15 protein-coding genes are annotated in these 17,703 nt (G+C 48.6%); 2 read left to right on the top strand and 13 right to left on the bottom strand.

What is annotated here, in order from left to right:
* Positions 1–216: 216 nt before the first annotated feature.
* The 5 genes from ACKKE8_RS06555 to ACKKE8_RS06535 form a co-directional block, all read right to left on the bottom strand.
* The gene (locus tag ACKKE8_RS06555) at positions 217–1,455 is read right to left on the bottom strand and encodes an MDR family MFS transporter (protein WP_409177445.1); all 1,239 of its coding nucleotides are present in this window, start codon (positions 1,453–1,455) and stop codon (positions 217–219) included.
* A 53-nt stretch (positions 1,456–1,508) separates the two neighbouring features.
* Positions 1,509–2,429, bottom strand: coding sequence for an ArsR/SmtB family transcription factor (locus ACKKE8_RS06550; protein ID WP_409177444.1), 921 nt, complete (start codon positions 2,427–2,429; stop codon positions 1,509–1,511).
* 124 nt (positions 2,430–2,553) lie between these two features.
* The gene (locus ACKKE8_RS06545) at positions 2,554–3,516 is read right to left on the bottom strand and encodes a metal-dependent hydrolase (protein ID WP_409177443.1); all 963 of its coding nucleotides are present in this window, start codon (positions 3,514–3,516) and stop codon (positions 2,554–2,556) included.
* Between the two features lie 180 nt (positions 3,517–3,696).
* Positions 3,697–5,487 (bottom strand): M3 family oligoendopeptidase, encoded by a 1,791-nt coding sequence (locus tag ACKKE8_RS06540; RefSeq protein WP_409177442.1) that lies wholly within the window; start codon positions 5,485–5,487, stop codon positions 3,697–3,699.
* 125 nt (positions 5,488–5,612) lie between these two features.
* Complete coding sequence (locus tag ACKKE8_RS06535; protein ID WP_409177441.1) at positions 5,613–6,554, bottom strand: MBL fold metallo-hydrolase; 942 nt, start codon at positions 6,552–6,554, stop codon at positions 5,613–5,615.
* Between the two features lie 167 nt (positions 6,555–6,721).
* On the opposite strand from ACKKE8_RS06535, the gene ACKKE8_RS06530 reads away from it, so the two are divergent.
* On the top strand, positions 6,722–7,231 hold the full coding sequence (locus ACKKE8_RS06530; RefSeq protein ID WP_409177440.1) for a Crp/Fnr family transcriptional regulator: 510 nt from the start codon (positions 6,722–6,724) through the stop codon (positions 7,229–7,231).
* Positions 7,232–7,258: 27 nt separating this feature from the next.
* On the opposite strand, the gene hmpA is transcribed toward ACKKE8_RS06530, so the two are convergent.
* Positions 7,259–8,476 carry an NO-inducible flavohemoprotein gene (hmpA, locus tag ACKKE8_RS06525; RefSeq protein WP_409177439.1) on the bottom strand — a complete coding sequence of 406 codons (1,218 nt, stop codon included), beginning with the start codon at positions 8,474–8,476 and terminating at the stop codon, positions 7,259–7,261.
* Between the two features lie 227 nt (positions 8,477–8,703).
* On the opposite strand from hmpA, the gene ACKKE8_RS06520 reads away from it, so the two are divergent.
* A complete protein-coding gene (locus ACKKE8_RS06520; protein WP_409177438.1) occupies positions 8,704–10,146 on the top strand; it encodes a PLP-dependent aminotransferase family protein in 1,443 nt (480 codons plus the stop codon).
* Here the strand turns inward: ACKKE8_RS06520 and ACKKE8_RS06515 are convergent.
* From ACKKE8_RS06515 to ACKKE8_RS06485, 7 genes are all read right to left on the bottom strand, one after another.
* The gene (locus ACKKE8_RS06515; protein WP_409177437.1) at positions 10,124–10,660 is read right to left on the bottom strand and encodes a pyridoxamine 5'-phosphate oxidase family protein; all 537 of its coding nucleotides are present in this window, start codon (positions 10,658–10,660) and stop codon (positions 10,124–10,126) included. The two genes, ACKKE8_RS06520 and ACKKE8_RS06515, sit on opposite strands and share 23 nt — an antisense overlap.
* A gap of 162 nt (positions 10,661–10,822) precedes the next feature.
* Entirely contained in the window at positions 10,823–11,311 is a 489-nt protein-coding gene (locus ACKKE8_RS06510; RefSeq protein WP_409177436.1) for a DUF2199 domain-containing protein, read from the bottom strand.
* Positions 11,308–11,829: a molybdopterin-guanine dinucleotide biosynthesis protein B gene (gene mobB / locus ACKKE8_RS06505; RefSeq protein ID WP_409177435.1), complete on the bottom strand. Its 522-nt coding sequence runs from the start codon at positions 11,827–11,829 to the stop codon at positions 11,308–11,310. The genes ACKKE8_RS06510 and mobB overlap by 4 nt, the downstream gene beginning before the upstream one ends.
* A gap of 3 nt (positions 11,830–11,832) precedes the next feature.
* Positions 11,833–13,092 (bottom strand): gephyrin-like molybdotransferase Glp, encoded by a 1,260-nt coding sequence (glp, locus tag ACKKE8_RS06500; RefSeq protein WP_409177434.1) that lies wholly within the window; start codon positions 13,090–13,092, stop codon positions 11,833–11,835.
* Between the two features lie 42 nt (positions 13,093–13,134).
* Entirely contained in the window at positions 13,135–15,483 is a 2,349-nt protein-coding gene (locus ACKKE8_RS06495; protein WP_409177433.1) for an FdhF/YdeP family oxidoreductase, read from the bottom strand.
* Between the two features lie 194 nt (positions 15,484–15,677).
* Positions 15,678–16,043 carry a DUF2294 domain-containing protein gene (locus ACKKE8_RS06490; protein ID WP_012684864.1) on the bottom strand — a complete coding sequence of 122 codons (366 nt, stop codon included), beginning with the start codon at positions 16,041–16,043 and terminating at the stop codon, positions 15,678–15,680.
* Positions 16,044–16,096: 53 nt separating this feature from the next.
* The gene (locus ACKKE8_RS06485; protein WP_409179076.1) at positions 16,097–17,371 is read right to left on the bottom strand and encodes an OFA family MFS transporter; all 1,275 of its coding nucleotides are present in this window, start codon (positions 17,369–17,371) and stop codon (positions 16,097–16,099) included.
* Positions 17,372–17,703 lie beyond the last annotated feature (332 nt).

The following is a 17,703-nucleotide window of genomic DNA, read 5'->3' as shown; positions in this document are numbered from 1 at the left end:
GTCGAGCAAATGGGTAGATGGATGACCGTAAGTTCTTAACTAATCAAGGCCTCCCTTTTTCCATAGCAAATAAGCCTACATAAAATGTAGTTTTTGCCAAAATACTGGGAGTACCCTATCCAATTGCTTAGTTAAGAACACACACCGACATCAAAACGTCCCCTTTTGAAAAAGATACTTTCTATTATACGGTACTCGCAATCAATCGGCAAGAAGCTACATGGCAGTCTCTACAATCGCATTTCTAAGCTGCTTCCGCTTTTCATGCAACCCGCGTCCCAGCCAATAAAAGATCAAGCTAACCAGCGCCAATACTGCCATGACCAAAAACATCACGGGGCCACCATATTCGGTGAGCACCATACCACCTGCCCATGGTCCGAGGAAGCTGCCCAGCATCGTTGCGCTTTGTGCCCCATAGTAAGTCCCTCTCATATTCGCGGGACTGATCTCGTCGATTTGCGCATACTCCGCCGGTACGATCAAGATTTCCCCGAGCGTAAAGACGATCATCGCCGTAATAAACCAAGCCCAGTCTAGCGAAAAGGCAAAGCCGACTTCTCCTATGGCCATCAGCACAGCGCCACCTGCTATCCGCGCAAACAAGGAATAACGCTCAACCAGCCTCGTCAGTGGAATTTGCAAAAGCAAGACGGTAAATCCGTTGACGCTCATCAGTGTTCCAAACAAGGCGACTCCCTCCGAAAAGTTTTCCCGCAAGTATTGGGAGAGCGTAACTGACATCTGACCGTACACCGTCACTAACAGGACTCCGCCTGTGACAAAGGTAAGAAGAACGACATCCCTTCTGAGCACTTGCCAGATCTCAGCCAAACTGGCTCTCTCTACCTCTCCGTTCCCCTTACCATCATCAGTGACGCCACATCTCCGACATGCCACTACTAAAATGATGGCAAAGCTCACCAAGGATACCGCAGTCAGAAAAAACGCCAGATTGCTGCCGGAAATCCCCAAAAAAGCACCGAGCATAGGACCAATCGCAAAGCCAAGATTGTTCGCAAGATAGCGGTTCGAGAACACACGAAAACGTTTATGCTCGGGAGTCAAGTCGCCCATCAGCGCTTTTGAAACCGTCGCAAAAATCGAAGCCGCCAATCCCATAACCATGCTGATTAACAGCAACCCGATTGGATGAGCCACCGTAATGAATCCGATAATCGAGCACGCCATAGCAAGCAAGGAAAAAAACATCAGCTTTTGTCTGCCAAATAAATCCGAGAGAATCCCGCCAACAAATCCCCCTACTGTTCCAGCCAAAGGACCTGCACCGATAATAAGTCCAATATAGGCATGAGAGAGCTTCGTCGTTTCACCGAGATAGATGGCCAGAAAAGGGATACTCATCGATTGGGTGAGCTGAACGAACACCGACCCTGCCATCAGCAGATGAACAATCGGGTGATACGCCTCCCACACTTGCCTCATTTTGCTCATACTGATTTTCAACCTACCCTCTCAACAAAATCATGCCATTTCCGTAAGCAAAATTACTCTGGTGTATGGAAGAAGGAACGCAGTAAGACCGGGAGACGCTCGACGAAGGCTTCTCGTAAACTGTAGTAGGAAATCGTCGTACTTCCTGTGTAGTGAGCACGAATCAGCCCCGCTCTGCGCAACGCCGTTACATGATGATGGACGGTGCTTTTTGCTAAGGATACTTGCTTCTGTAATTCACCGAGGGTGCACGTCTTCTTTGCCAGGGAGCGCAAGATTTGCAGGCGCTTCTCATCCGCCAAGCATTGTGTAATGGGCAACAGCTCGAGGAGCGGCTGTGGTTTGATCGTTGCCGCATCTTTGACAGGGTACATGCAAGTAGCAAGCCCCCGATAAAAGTCGAGCACAGAAGAATGGGCACAATGATATTGCGGGATCAGTACAACCTCTCGCAAATCTGCCATCGGCTCAATCCAGATACCGTTCGTAACATGATCGACCAAATCGATTGGGGGCGTTTCTTTGGCACGGACTGTCAGCTCATCAGCGCTCCGTTGCAGACTCTCCAAAATGCGTGGGTTCACTTTCGAAAAATAATGCTCATTCCACCGGGTAAGCAATGATAGGCTGCGATCACGGATTTCCCCCAAGTTCAGCGGGATTGTCTCCACCCATGGCGCGAGGCGCTCATAAATTTCACCGGGAGGGATGCTTTCCAGCCACCCAAGAAATTCTTCAACAGATTTGGTCTGGGGCGATTGCGCTACAAGCAGCACCAAACGGTGGAGTACCTCCCAGCGTTCGTCTGCGAGTTCATCCGCAAATGACGCCGGGAGCTTTTGTTTTGTCTCCTCGAACCAAGCCGTACCAAGCAAACAATGCTTGCGCTCCTTCTCGTAAATGTAAGTGTAGAGGCTAATGATACACTCATACGCAGGAGACCATTCTACTCTGATCGAATATAATCCATTCATTCTATCACCATCGAACGTTTAGTTTTTTTCAGTGTATCATTCTTTCTGGAGATTGCCTAGCTACTTTTGTAAAAAACAGTAAAACCCCGCCAGATTTCCTGACGAGGCTTATCTACCAATCCTTTTATACAAACGGCGGGTCCCATGCTTTTTTTCGCCAGCCCAACCGATGATCAACGACATTCAAATCACGGTCCAAGACAACATCTACACCAAATGGCAGCTTGCGGTTGTACCAAAAGCGCACATCACTCCACGTAACTTCATAACCGTCGGCAATCTCCTTCCACGTGACGTGGATTCGTTGCGCAAATCCGAGAAAAGCACGAACTCCGTCCACACCGATAGTAGCCTGAATGATTGCATCACGCTGCTGCTTCGGATACACATCCTCCAGCATCACACGTGCATACTCGACTCTCCCTGTGTAAAACAGTTCCTCCGTCTCTACGACGAATCTCCAGTGAAAAGGATGCATGCTCGGGAAAACATGGGATATGCCTCTTGTTTCCAATGCCTTTGCTACCCGTCTGACGTTACGGTGATGCTGCCAAGCCCGCACGCCAATATACACGAGCGTCATGCCATATGCTATCGGAAATAGCACGCTGGGATCTCCGTGAAAAGCTATCCACCATATCGCCGCTGCTAAATGAACCGCGAACACCAGTGGCTCAAAAATCGCGAGCACATCCAGATGTACCCAGCGCTTGCTAATAGGGCGAATACACTGGACTCCATAGGCGTTTAGCATATCCAGAAAAACATGCAGCACAACAGCCAACAGCGTCCACCCGTACAAAATCCCGAACTGCCCCATGAGACCAAACCCCCAGGCAAGAGGAAGACTGATGAGGAGGGGCCACAGAAACAAGGCGGGAATCGAATGAGTAATTCCCCGATGAAAGCGAATGTAAAAAGAAATACCGCGAAGTCTGGCCACAGTGTCGAAATCCGGGGCATGAGAACCCACTACCGTTGCGACCATCAGCGCCTGAGCAAGTGCCGGATCATGTGCCACTGCCGGCGTGATATGGGCTAAGCCCGCCAGTGTGACACCCAACAAAAGATGACTGCCAGTGTCCATTACGATGCCTCCCTTTGCAAGTATTCCCTTCCCTTTTACTGTACGAAAAAATAGCGAGGATTCTATAAACCGCAGGTAAAGGTTATCCGAAGATTTCGTCTGCGATGTTAACAATCTCTCAATGAAAAAGCAGCCTGTCAGAAAAACGACAGGCTGCTTGGAGCTTATTTATTCGTGAATTTATGCTTCTTCTGTCAGGCGCAGGAATTCATCGATGTCTGCCACAGCCAGATCAACAGCTTTTTGCCAGAACTCAACTGTCGTCATATCCTCGCCGAGATGCTTCTTCGCCAAGTCCTCTACCATCAGGCGGCCCGTATCTTGGAGCAGTGCATCGTATTTCGGCGCGAAGCTCTCGCCTTCTTCAAGCGCACGCGCATAGACACTCATGCTGAACAAGTACCCGAATGTGTACGGGAAGTTGTAGAACGGATACGACGTGATATAGAAATGCAGCTTGGATGCCCAGAAGTGCGGCTCGTAATCTGCCAAAGCTCCATTGTACGCTTGCTTTTGCGCCTCTTCCATGATTCGGTCGAGATCAGCCGCGCTAACCAGACCTTCTTTGCGCTTCTCGTAGAAGTTTTTCTCGAAAATAAAGCGAGCGTGGATGTTCATGAAAAACGCGACGATGGATTGCAGCTTATCTTCCAAGAGAACCAGTTTTTCGTCGTCATTCGCTGCATTTTTCACAGCAGCGTCAGCAAGGATCATCTCTGCGAAGGTCGATGCTGTTTCCGCTACGTTCATCGCGTAGTTTTGGTTAAGTGCTGGCAAATCCCACATGACTTGCTGATGATACGCATGCCCCAGCTCATGTGCCAGTGTGGATACATTGCTTGCGCTTCCTGCGTATGTCATGAACACGCGGGACTGCTTGCTGACTGGGAAGCTCGTGCAGAATCCGCCTGGGCGCTTGCCAGGACGATCCTCTGCCTCGATCCAGCCCTCATCGAATGCCTTTTGCGCAAACTCTGCCATGCTCGGATTGAAGCGGTTGAAGTGCTCAACGATCAGGGCAGCTGCTTCATCGTAAGACACTTCTTTATGTACCTTACCGACTGGAGCTCCTACATCGTACCAGCTCAGCTTGTCTACACCGAGTAGCTTTGCCTTGCGCTCCAGGTAGGCAACCAGACGATCCTTGCGATTGTCGATGGCCTGCCACATCGCGTCGAGTGTTTTTTCCTGCATCCGTCCAATATCCAGCGGCTCACGCAGGACGGAATCCCATCCACGATGACGGTACAGAGAGAGACGGAAACCACCCAAGTGATTCAGCGCCTGCGCGCACAGCTCCGTTTCCTTGCCCCAAGCTTCCTTCCACTTTTCAAAAACATGGGCACGAACAGCGCGGTCAGGACTGCTCATCAGGTTAGAAGCTTGCCCGACGGACATCTGCTTCGTCTCTCCATTGACCTCAACCTCAATGCTCATACGTCCCACCACCGCATTGTACAAATCTTGCCAAGCGTGGTACCCGTCTACAGCTAAATCGTTTGCCAGCACTTCTTGTTCAGGCGACAGCTTTTCCTGTGCACGGCGACGGCGCTCATCCAGCACAAAAGCAAGCGGTTGCAATTCTACGTCTGTCAACAGCTGCTCCCATGCAGCCTCGTCGATAGCCAACAGCTGTTCTTCCCAACGCGTCAATACTGCACCAAACGCAGCCGAGATGCTTTTTACACGCCCACCCATCAGCTTGGCTGGCTCATCCTTTACATTTTGAGCAGTCAGGCAGGAAATGAATGCACCTGCTTGTCTCACCCGTACGGCAATGCTTTGGACATGAGTGACAGCTTCCTTGAAAGCCGCTGTTTCATGCAAACCAGCGCCAGATTGCTCCAACCGCGCTTTCAGGTTCGCAATATCCCCTTCCAACGTCCCTAAAAACGCCCGAAAATCCTCCGATTCACTACCACCAGAAAAAATCACATCCATATCCCAGCGTTGTGGCAATGCTTTTGTCATATGTACCCCTCCTCAAAAAACTCCTTCGATAAAAATATTTCTATAATAAGGTAGCTATTCCCTCCCCATTTATTCATATCAAATGAAAAGCGACTGCTATATATGCAGTCGCCAACTTTTCACACCTATTGAACAGGGATCGAAAACGTCTCCCCTTGTTTTTCAACAACGATCCTGTCCCTCTCGTCCCCCGCTGCCGCCAACAGACGCTCGAACGGCTCTTCAACTGGCTCACGCGAGAGCACAAACGTATTCCAATGAATGGGCACCAGCCATTTGGCTTTGGTCTCCTTGAACATTTGCCATGCTTGCTCTGGCGTACAATGCGCTGCTTGATACGAGTCTGGCTTGTAGGCGCCAATCGGCATGAACACCAGATCGATCGGCCCGAATTGCTTCGGTAAATTTTCCATAGAGATATAAGCGGTATCGCCTGGATAGAGGATGCGCACGCCATTTTTCTCAATCATATAGCCGTTGTAGCCATACTCGTGATTCCATGGAAAGCGATTGCCCCAATGGCGAACAGGAATCGCAGTAACCGTAATTCCTTCTTTGGTTGTAACGGCTTCTCCCGGTTGCATTTCCTCATACGAACCAAACGGCATGTGCTTGAACAGCTTACTCGTCTGGTGCGCCGTAATGACATGTGTGGAGCGATTCGCTATTTTCTGCAAGGTAGGCAGATCGACATGGTCCAAATGGGCATGCGATAGCAAGATGATATCTACCTCGCCAATTTCAGCAAAGTCGAGGGCAGGAGGCGTGAAGCGTTTGGGACCAAAATGGACACCTGCAAGCTTAATCCCCAGCTTCTCGCCCAAAACCGGATCCGTCAGTATTTTCGTACCAAACATATTCAACAGAATCGTCGAGTGGCCGATCCATGTAAATGTAACCTCATCTTGACTCCAGTCGGCAGGCACTGGCTTTTTCGTGTCCAGATCACGAAACTCCGGCTTCGGAAGCTGCCCCATATGGTACCAGTAGCGGTAAACCACATAGCCAATCAATCCGATGAGGAGTACCCCCACTATGGAACCTATCCATGTAAAAAAGTTGAGCATCAGACAACTCCCTTTATCCAGCTGTGATTTTTCCCCATTATAGCAAAAGGCATCCTTGCTGTAGCAAGCCTAAAAAAGCGGCAAACTGCTTTTTACGCTTGCTTACTTCCTGCTGCCCAACTTGCTATAATTGCTAGAGAAAAACGTAGAGAATCGAGGAGAAACCCATGATCCTGCACAAGGGAGAAGTCCTGTTTCGACAAGGAGAAACTGGACCGCTCTATCATCTGAAGAGCGGTCTATTAAAAATCGTTCGGGTACATGCAGACGGAGCATTGACGCTGGTCAACATCATCGTTCCGGATGAGATCATCCCGCATCATTCGTTGATGAGCCCGAATCCATATTACGGGACAGCAATCGCTCTCGTGACCTGTGAGGTCGAAGTGCTGTCTGCCCCAGATTGGTATCGCCATCTGGATTACAACCCTGAAAAGTGTCGTGATATCGCGCTACAGCTGCAAGGGAAGCTGCGAATGATGCAGCAGCGTATCGACCAACTGACCGAAGTCTCTCCTGCTGAAAAGCTTCGCAAGCTCCAGCTTTGGTTTCAGACATTCATTCCTGTCGCCTCGCTTTCGGAGTTGCTGACTCAGGATGAAATCGGTCAGCTCATCGGGCTTCGCCGCGAGACGGTAAATCGGCTGCTGCGCGCTCAATCCGCGAATCGCGAGTAAGCTTGGGCTTTTTTCGTGGGAGCCTCTTTATGCCAAGGTCGCTGCCGGACCAAAAAACTCATAATGAATATCGGCTGCTGGCACTCCCCATTCCAACAGAGCACCATTGATCGTCTTCATGAATGGAATTGGACCACAGAAATAGTAGCTCGCCTCTTTTGTATCGATGACCTTTTGCAGCCACGGCAAGTCGATATATCCTTCTTTCTGAAAAGCACCGTTCACTCGATCTTGCTCGGTCGGCTGTGTATAGCACCAGTGAACAGAGAGCTGCGGATGTTTTGCGGCCAGCTCCTCTACTGCCGGCTTCATGGCATGCACATTTCCGTTTTTGGCTGCGTGAATGAAGGTGATCGGACGGTCTGTTCCCGATTTGATCAGTGTGTTCAGCATGCTGATCATTGGGGTCAATCCTACACCACCACTGAGCAGCACAACCGGACGGCTGTCCTCTTGCTGTAAGATAAAATCTCCAGCCGGAGCAGACAGCTGCAGGCTATCTCCTTCCTTCACTTCCTCTGACAAATAAACGGATACTTTTCCTGCTGGCTTATCTTGCATCGCGTCCTCGCGTTTGACAGAAATGCGGTAGTACGCATTCCCTGGCGCATCTGAGAGACTGTACTGGCGAATGTGTGTAAATTGCTCGCCCGGTAATTCCACCTTGACGCTGACATACTGCCCTGGCTCATAGCTGGAAATCGGTTGACCATCCGCCGGAACCAGATAAAAGGAAGTGATCACGTCGCTTTCCTTCACCTTGCGTTGGACGATAAACTCTCTGAAATCTACCCAACCTCCAGGCTGCCCGCCCGCCTCTTCATACATTTCGTGTTCTACACCGATGAAGGCATCCGCAATGACTCCATACGCTTCTGCCCACGCCTGTAAAATCTCGTCCGTAGCGGCATCCCCTAGTACGTCTTTGATCGCAGCAAGCAGGTTTTCCCCGACGATTGGGTAGTGTTCGGCCTTCACTCCTAAGCTGCGATGCTTGTGTCCAATCTGCTTCACAACAGGCAAAATTGTTTCCAGCTTATCAATATACAAAGCCGCAGCATACACCGCATTTGCCAGAGCCATTTGCTGTCTTCCCTGCTTTTGGTTGGCGTGGTTAAAAATGTTGAGGAGCTCTGGGTGCTTGGCAAACATCATTTGATAAAAACGTTTTGTAATGGCAGTTCCGTGCACCTCTAGCACAGGAACGGTTGATTTTATGATTTCAATGGTTTTTGGGCTTAACATCGTAGAACCTCCTTGAAGTGCTTCGTTCTTTCTATATTTCAAGTGTACGGGAGGTTCACAGATACACATGTGATTCTGGTCACAGGAAATAGAAACGATTTGTGACAATTGCAAAACACCATAAGAAAAAATCGTCCCCTAACTGTCTTGTTGCAAAAGAAACGATTGCCATGGTAGCATATCAGCCAAATCCATCATTCCAACAAAAACACACTGAAGGTGAATGAATGCTAACAGTAAACCGAGATGACGAGCGTCCAATCTGGCAGCAACTGCTGGACCAAGCGATCCATAATATTACCACCGGAAAATGGCAGCCAGGTGAATTGCTTCTCCCCTCCCGCGAACTCGCTTCTTTAATTGGCGTTTCCCGTTCAACCATACAGATTGTTTATGAGGAGTTATTCAGCCGCGGATACACTGTAACCTCTCGTCGTGGCGGGACTAGAGTTAGCGAATGGACGTATGCAACTCGTCCTTCAGAGGATGCTGCGACCGAAGGACCTGTCCCCCCCGAATTGCCTTTGTTAAACGCTACAATCGGTCATTTGCACGGGTGGTTCGGGGACAAAGATAGTCGAAAGGTTGAGGTCGATTTCAGTCCCCATGAGCCATATTTGGACGAACATTTTCAAAAGATTTGGAGACGTTCGTTTTTACAGGCTTCCACAGAAACGAATCTGGACAGTTGGGCTTATGGCAATGCCTATGGATACCAACCGCTACGAGAACAGATTCAACGTTATTTGTCACTTGAACGGGGCGTTCATGTGAATATCGATCAAATCATGTTAACCTCAGGTGCACAACATAGCATCGATCTGATCGCCCAAGCCCTTTTACATGAAGGGGATACCGTTTCTGTAGAAGATCCTGGCTTTCCTGCTGCCTGGATGGCAATGAAGTATCGGCGTATGCAAGTTGTCTCCGTTCCAGTTGACGAGTACGGGTTATGCGCAGACCAGATTCATCCGGAGTCCAAGCTTGTCTATGTTACGCCATCGCACCAGTGTGCGGTTGGAGTCATTATGTCCGAACCTCGCAGGCAACAATTGTTACACATGGCTGCCGAACAGCAGTTTTGGATTGTTGAGGATGATTACGACAGCGAATTTCGCTATCGAGGCGACCCACTTCCAACCTTGTTCAGTCAGCGACCTCAGAACACATTGTACATGATGAGTTTTTCCAAAATGATTGCTCCTGGTATACGGATATCGGCAATCGTGGGTCCCAAAGAGGCCATTCGCCAGCTCGCCCAAGTCCATGAATTAACCTATCGTCATCTTCCGATTATGGAGCAATTAACGCTTACTCATTTTATTGAGCATGGTCATTTCATGCGCCATATGAGACGGGTTCGAAATGTATATCGGCGCAGACATGAAGCCATGACGAAGGCCATCTTCACGACAGGTCTCATCGAATACTTCACACTAAGCGGCGTAGAAACGGGATTGCATATCCTTCTTGAAGCTGATAAATCGTTTGATGAAGAAGCCGCGACGATCCTAGCACTGGAAAATGGAATCCGTGTTTATCCACTTAGCAAGTATTGTTTGAAAAGCGATCGAAAAGGATGGGTGCTGGGTTTTGCTAAAGTAGATGAATCAACCATTGAAGAAGGCATTTTTCGTCTTGCGGAGATTACACGGTTTTACCAGGTTTGAACATTTTTTCTTCTTCTATTGGATTTTCTTTCGCAGTGATATGCTGTGGTTCTATTCGGTACACCTGAACAGGACCACCGAATACTGCTGAACGGTATTTGTCTACGTGCTGCTTGGGTAAAGGCCGATGAAAGTAGCCTGGCACATACTTATTCATCATTTCTTGCAACATGTATGTAGCTTCATCCAGGTCCGCTATAGGCTGTGCCTTGCCAAAAATCATTACACTCATATACGCTGTGTCCGTCTTAGCTGGCACCGGATCAGTAATCGTTCCATATTCTTCACAAACCGTAAAACAGACCTCTGGATTAGCATCCATAACCTGATTTCTTCTCCCGCCGGTGGCTCCATGGAAATATAGCTTCCCATTGGTCCAAACAAAATTGAGCGGAACAACATACGGCAAATGACCATCGACCATTCCAAGATGTCCGATTCTAGCTTGCTGCAAAAATGTCTCAATCTTGCTTTTATCCAATACTTCTCTAATTTTGTAACGCACTCCATCCATTGTTATCACTCCTATTTTTTTGAAATATGCTGCAAGTTTATCAGCCATTGGAGTGAATATATACGTCCAAAACCACCTAATTGAAGCAATCCATAACCTATCTTCTAAAGCATGAGAAAACGAAAAAGCTGCCGGAACATCCCGGCAGCAGGCAATTTCTTATTACTCATTATGATTGATTATATGAGCAATTTCTTTCACTCTATCCATTGTAATTCCTTCTCTTTGCTCAACTGCAAGTGGATGATTCGTTTGTTCTAATTCTATTAATGGAACCGCACCAACTTCTTGCGTATGTACCCATGTCTTTAATGATAGTGTAGTTTTTGGATAGATGGGAAGTTCAGTCGATAACCAACCAAAATAAGGTTTTTCATTTTCTCTTCCTTCAACGTGCAGCAATTCATTCGATTTCAAAAAGTTTTCTGCACTAAGAGAAACCCAAACACTCCATATAAATTTCTCATCTGTATTAATTATTGGTATTTCAATATGTCCTCGAATAAAGAAATGCTGTTCATCAATTACACAAAAGTCTCTGATTAATTCTGTTCTTTTCTCTTCTGGTACCGTGTAAAAATAATGTGGTGCTTCCATTCCGTAACATAAAGGAATTTCATTGAATTCGTTGTTACAGTGAGGGCATTTCATGTTCTTTGCTCCTTATACCAAACGGATACCCGTTCCCTTACAAACTTGGCCAAGTTGTCGATGTCATTAATATCGAAAAATGGCAACCCCTGCTGACGATTGTCTGACCAACCTACGATCCCTACCAGATGAGTAACGATCGATAAGAGCTCCTCATCTTCTGGCCTGCGAAGCAGGACCAGCTTGGGATAGCCTTCGCGCTTGAAGCCTTCTACCAAAATGAGCTCAGCTCCGGCATCTGCCAAGCGCTGGATGAGGACGGACAGTTCCTGCGGCTTTTGCTCCACGATGGCCGTTTTCGTTTTGGATGTGATCGCGACCAGCGAGGCTCCGGCTTCACGATAACGCCAGGTGTCCTTCCCAGGCTGATCCCACTCAAAATCGTGTCCCCCGTCATGCTTGATGACCCCGACCCTTATCCCTGCCTTTTCGAGGATCGGAATGAGCTTGGTGAGCAGCGTCGTCTTGCCACTGTTCGAATAACCGACAATCTGCAAAACACAAGGTGGATTTACCATTCGCTATCCCTCTCTTCTCCAGGTTGGAGCAGTATGCGTGAGAACATCAACCAGCTCTCCTGCTTTTTGCCCGCTTCCCCCGGCTGGTATGATCATAAAGCATTCGCTGTCCTTCAACGTCCCCAGATTCCCTGCCTTTTCATTGAAATCAGGGATCGCGTGCAAAACCCCGTCTTTTTCGAGGAGCTTCCCTCGCAGATAACGTGGATATGGACAAGGCTTCGTATAATCGACGCCAAGTCTCGCCTTAATCACCCGCTGCACCACATGTGCTTCTCCCGAGATACGACGAATGGCTGCACGCGCAAATAACTCAAACCCGAGAAAACAGGCACCCGGATTCCCTGATAGGGCTATAAAAGGCTTGCCTTCCATGATCATGGCTGTCGTCGGACTTCCCGGACGTATCGCGATCCGGTTGAATAGAAGCTCCACCTCAGGCTCATCCACTAATGCCGCGATCACATCAAAATCCCCTACGGACACACCGCCGCTTGAAATGACTAGATCCACGCCCTGCAAGCATTCACTGATTTTCGCCTTTGCCACCGACAGATCATCCGGCAGTCTTGAAAACGAAACAGGGATGCCCCCTGCCTCGGCAATCAAGGCAGTCAGCATCACCGTATTACTGTTGCGAATTTTGCCTGGAGCAAGCGGCTGATCAATCTCCAGCAGCTCGCTTCCAGTCGAAATCAGACCGACGCGCGGCTTGCAGAACACCTCTACCTGCGAATAGCCAAACGTAGCCAAGCTGGCGAGAGTACCTGCGTTAATCCGCTCGCCCGCCTTGGCAATAATCGTTCCTGAGGCCATCTCTTCACCGCGGCGCGATACATTTTCCCCAGGCTTCATCTCCCGCTTGATCCGTACAGTATCCGCCTCTTCGGCTGGGTTGTACGTTTGCTCAAACATGATGACCGCATCCGCACTCGCAGGCATCATCGCGCCTGTCATGATCCGCGTAGCGTAGCCCTTTTTCAATTCTCTAGTAGGTACTTGCCCAGCCGCAACCGTCTCTAGCACTGTTAGCGTAATCGGATGGTCAACGGAGGCCCCCATCGTATCCGCAGCTCTCACGGCAAACCCATCCAGCGGCGAGCGGTCAAAGTGCGGCAAATCGTATGTTGCACGTAGATCAGAGGCCAGTATCCGCCCGTATGCCTCCCCGATCTGCACTTGTTCCGTTCTCCCTGTCAGCAATTTTGCCAACAGCTTGCTCATCGCTTCTTCAACCGAGAGTGTTTGTCGCGAAAAACGCATGGCTTGTTCCTCCTAATCTTGACCACCCATTGCTGCAGCTCGTCAGCCGACGTTTACTTCCAAATCTTCTACTTCTCTCTCCACGTATTTCAAATCTTTGTTGGCGTGGAAAGTGTCCGCTTTTTCAACCTTCACGGCTGTATTGTATTCGGGAATACCTGCGTATGTCTCGTATACACCCTTCGGAATGAGTACGTTCCCTTCCGGCCAGTGTACTTGAATGTTTCCACGTCTGGTGTCCTCGAATTTGGCCCGTCCTTGGAACGTTCCATATTTATTGTAAACGACGATATTTTCGCCTTCTGCAATGCGCAGTTCTTTTGCATCCTCTGCATTGATCAGGATATCATAACGGTCCGCATTGTTGAACGGGTCTTTCTTGCTGTAAATCATCGAGTTGAACTGCTTACCGCGACGAGTCGTTACATAGAAGTGTCCTTCTGGCTTGTTCAAATCCGGAATCTCTATCGGAAGCAGATTCGCTCGGCCATCCGGTGTCGGACATACGCCGCCTTCACACAACCATGCACCGCCCCATTGGAAAACATCTCCGCGGTTTTTCAGATGCTGGATACCATCGTAGTTCGGATTCGCCTGGGCAATCTCTGCTCGAATTTCAGCTGCGCTTGAGAAGTGCATCAGATGCTTTTTCTCTGGATGTACCCGTGCCGCCAGATCTACGTAAATCTCCCATTCCGAACGCGCTTCTTCAATACGTGGCCCTTCCACTTCAGCACTGAAGTAGACCATACGCTCTGTACTTGTCGAAGTTCCGCCACCCGGCTGCTCGTATCGAGTCATTGCCGGCAATACGATCACTTCTTCTTTTGCATCCACCAACGTAGATGTATTGAAAATGATGTCCTGATGTACACGCACTTCTATACTCTCCAAACATTTTTGCATAAAGTCCGGATCTGGCATCGTCTCCAGGAAGTTGCCACCACTCGTATAGAACAATCTGGTCTTGCGCTCGTGTCCATCTGGCAACACTGCATTCTCCAAAGAAATACCGACGATATCTCCCTGCCATTTCGGGATCGGGAAGTTCCAGATCTGTTCAATGCGGTTCCATGATTTTTCTTCAAAATCTCCACCTGGCAAGCTAAACGGATCGGCACCCATTTCACCGGAGCCTTGTACGCCGGAGTGTCCGCGAATTGGCATGAGACCAGTGTGCTTGCGACCCAAGAATCCACGCAGGATAGCCAGATTGGCTACTTGAGAAATATTGTCCGTACCGAATTTGTGCTGGGTCAGACCCATACTCCATACGAATACACCATTTTTGGAGTTGGCGAGCAGTTGGGCGAATTCTTTGATACGCTCACGGCTGAGACCGGAGGATTCTATGATCTTGTCCCACGATTCATTCATCACATGCTTGCGCAGCTCTTCGATTCCGTTCGCGTGCTCCTTGATGAATTCATGGTTGATCGCAGAACCAGGTTTGGCTTCCTCCATCTCGAACCAAATCTTCATCACGCCGTTCATGAATGCGATGTCGCCGCCAATGTTCACTTGGTAGAAATCGTCTGCAATTTTCGTTCCGAACAAAGCACTATCCGGTACAGATGGAATCCAGTACTTCTCCATCGCTGGCTCTCTGTACGGGTTGATCAGGATGATTTTCGTTCCTGCTTTTTTCGCAGCATACATGTATTTCGTCGATACAGGCTGGTTGTTACCTGGTACAGAGCCCCAGAATACGAGCACATCCGTACCGATCCAATCCTGATAGTTACAGCTCGATGCACCAATCCCAACCGAACGCTTCAGTGCTGTCTTACTCGGCGAGTGACAAATACGTGATGCGTTGTCGATGTTGTTGGTTCCGAGGAAACGAGCCATTTTGGCTGCCGTGTAGTATACCTCGTTGGTAATCCCACGAGCGGTCAAGAAAAAGGCAAGCTGTTTCGGGCTGATGTTTTTGATTTTTCTCGCGATGCGATTTAACGCTTCATCCCAGCTAATGCGGGTAAACTTGTTTTCGCCTGGCTTTCTTGAAAGCGGATACGGAATTCTTCCCAGCTTGCGCAATTCTTCGCTAGACAGCTTGCGCAGCGCATTCACGTCTTCAAACCATTTGGCATCCATCGCAGGCATGGTATTGAGACGCAGTACGTTCAGTCGGGTGGTGCACAAATGCGGGCCAGTCAACGTCTGATCATAGAGACCGGATACGCCGAGAGCGCAGCCATCACATACTCCTTGCGTCAAAATGCGATAGGCATAACCCAAATTATCGCGATTGTCATAGGCCACCTTCATCGTATCGCGAATATGATGCGGCTTGATTTTTCCGAGTCCCATCGGCATCAGTGAAGCCCATAAGGAAGGCTTCCACGAAGTATCCAGCTTAATTGGTCCGCCATGCTTGGTCTTGCCCATTTCTTTTGTCTCCCCTCTAATAAACTCCATTAAGACGAAAAAACCACCATGAAACCGTCCCTTATCCTATAGGAAAAGAGCGTGTTCACGGTGGTTGTCTACGGCAGGTTCGCTACCTAGTCTCAACTTCGTGTTTGCTTTCGCGAATTCCGTTACGTCTAAGCCGGTGAACAGGAACGCTGCTTCGTTTAGACTTACGGTTCGTTTTTCATTTTCTTTTCAATGTCTTGATCAAAAACAAAGATCGACATTCCAAAATCCCGTTCAATGTCAATATCGACGAAAAGATCAACGAGTTTTGCTCCAAGAAACGCTTCCATGTCAACTGGCTGGTGTTTCCGATAGATCTCTTTGACCATTTCGGTTCGGGCAGCTCGTAATGTCTGCTTTCCGTCTTCCGAAGTGGCGATGAACTTTTCCACCGGAGAAAGGTTGCCTTCCATCTCGCAGATCGCCCAGTTCTTGCAGAACGTGGTGCTGATCTTGCTAGGTCCCTTTCCCATATGGCGCTTTCGGAAAGCCCTGACCAAATTACTGAATTCTGCTTCGAACTTATTCATCGAGGAAAATCACCTTTACTTCAAATCATTCTCTACTTAAACTTTACCATTGATTAACTAGCCAATTCAACAGACTTTTCTCTTTGTTTGGCTTCTTCCTTCAGTTTTTTGATATCCAGACGAACTAATAGGGAGATCACCAGAGCGACAACGAACATTCCTGCGAAAACACTCATGGTTCCTGTATAGCTTTCTGTCGTCTTGCGAACCCATGCTGCAAAGATTGGTCCTGCCAAGCCGGCAGCAGCCCATGCCGTCAGAATATAGCCGTGAATCGCGCCCAATTGCTTCGTTCCAAACAAGTCACCGATGTACGCCGGGATAGAGGCAAAGCCACCGCCGTAACAGGTCATAATGATGAACATCGCAACCATGAACAGGATTGGATTGGACATATTCGGCAACAGGAAGAACAATACCATTTGGATAGCAAAGAAAGCTGTGTACGTATTTGGTCGTCCAATGAAATCAGACAGAGACGCCCATCCGATTCGTCCACCACCGTTGAACAAACCGTTTAGCCCTACCATCAGAGCTGCTGTTCCGACAGACATGCCCACCATTTCTTGTGCCATCGGCGACGCTACCGAAATAACGGCGATTCCACATGTTACATTGATAAACAGCATCAACCACAGCCAGTAAAAACGGCGTGTCTTGATCGCTTCGTTGGCAGTCAATTGGCACAAATCCTTTTTGATTTGCTTGCTGCCAGCTGTTCCCTCAGCGGAAAATCCAGCCGGTACCCAACCTTTTGGAGGTGGAGCTAAATATTGAGCCGAAGCTAACATCACAACAAAATAAATAATGCCCAAAATATAAAAGGTGTTCGCGATTCCTACATTTGCAATCAAAGCGTTCATAATCGGACTGGCAATCATGGAAGCAAACCCGAAGCCCATAATCGCAAGACCTGTTGCTAAACCACGGCGATCCGGAAACCATTTGACCAACGTCGATACTGGCGTAATATAGCCTACCCCAAGTCCGATACCGCCAAGCACTCCATAACATAAGTACAACAGAGGCAAGCTGCTCAATTGAATCGCCAAGCCAGCCCCAACAGTTCCTACTCCAAAAAAGATAGATGCGAGAATGCCAGCTTTGCGCGGGCCGTGCTTTTCTACATAATGACCGAGGAAGGCAGCAGACAGCCCCAAGAACAAGATCGCAATACTAAACGTAAATTGAACGTCTGGCAAGTCCCAGCCGAACTGCTCGGTAATTGGCTTGGTGAATACACTCCATGCGTATACCGATCCAATCGAGATGTGGATGCCTACCGCAGCCAACGCGATGAGCCAGCGGTTTTTCACTTTTTGTTCCAAATCATTCATCTCCTTCGCAATGGTCTTTCGCATGCTGTGGATCCATCAGCAGCCTTCTCGAAAAAAAGAAAAACTGCTGATTTCACCGACTCACCCAGATCTCCACAAATGGAAACGAGGGCTACGATGAAACACAGCAGTTAATCATCAGCAGGAACGCTACATCAGCATCAACAAGCATTGTGTTCACTATGTAATTCGCTGCAAGGCTACAAAATAATCGGTGGCAGGGTCGCTGCTCCGTGTCAATCTGTCCTTACGCTATGAATACATGGAAAGACGAAAATTTTATGACACTTTTCATCTCACATAGTATACTACCATGTAAGCGT

Source organism: Brevibacillus fortis (assembly GCF_046196545.1).
In the GTDB taxonomy this organism is placed as follows: Bacteria; Bacillota; Bacilli; order Brevibacillales; family Brevibacillaceae; genus Brevibacillus; species Brevibacillus fortis_A.
The sequence above is the reverse complement of the archived record's forward strand: the minus strand, read 5'-3'. Positions and strand labels throughout refer to the sequence as shown.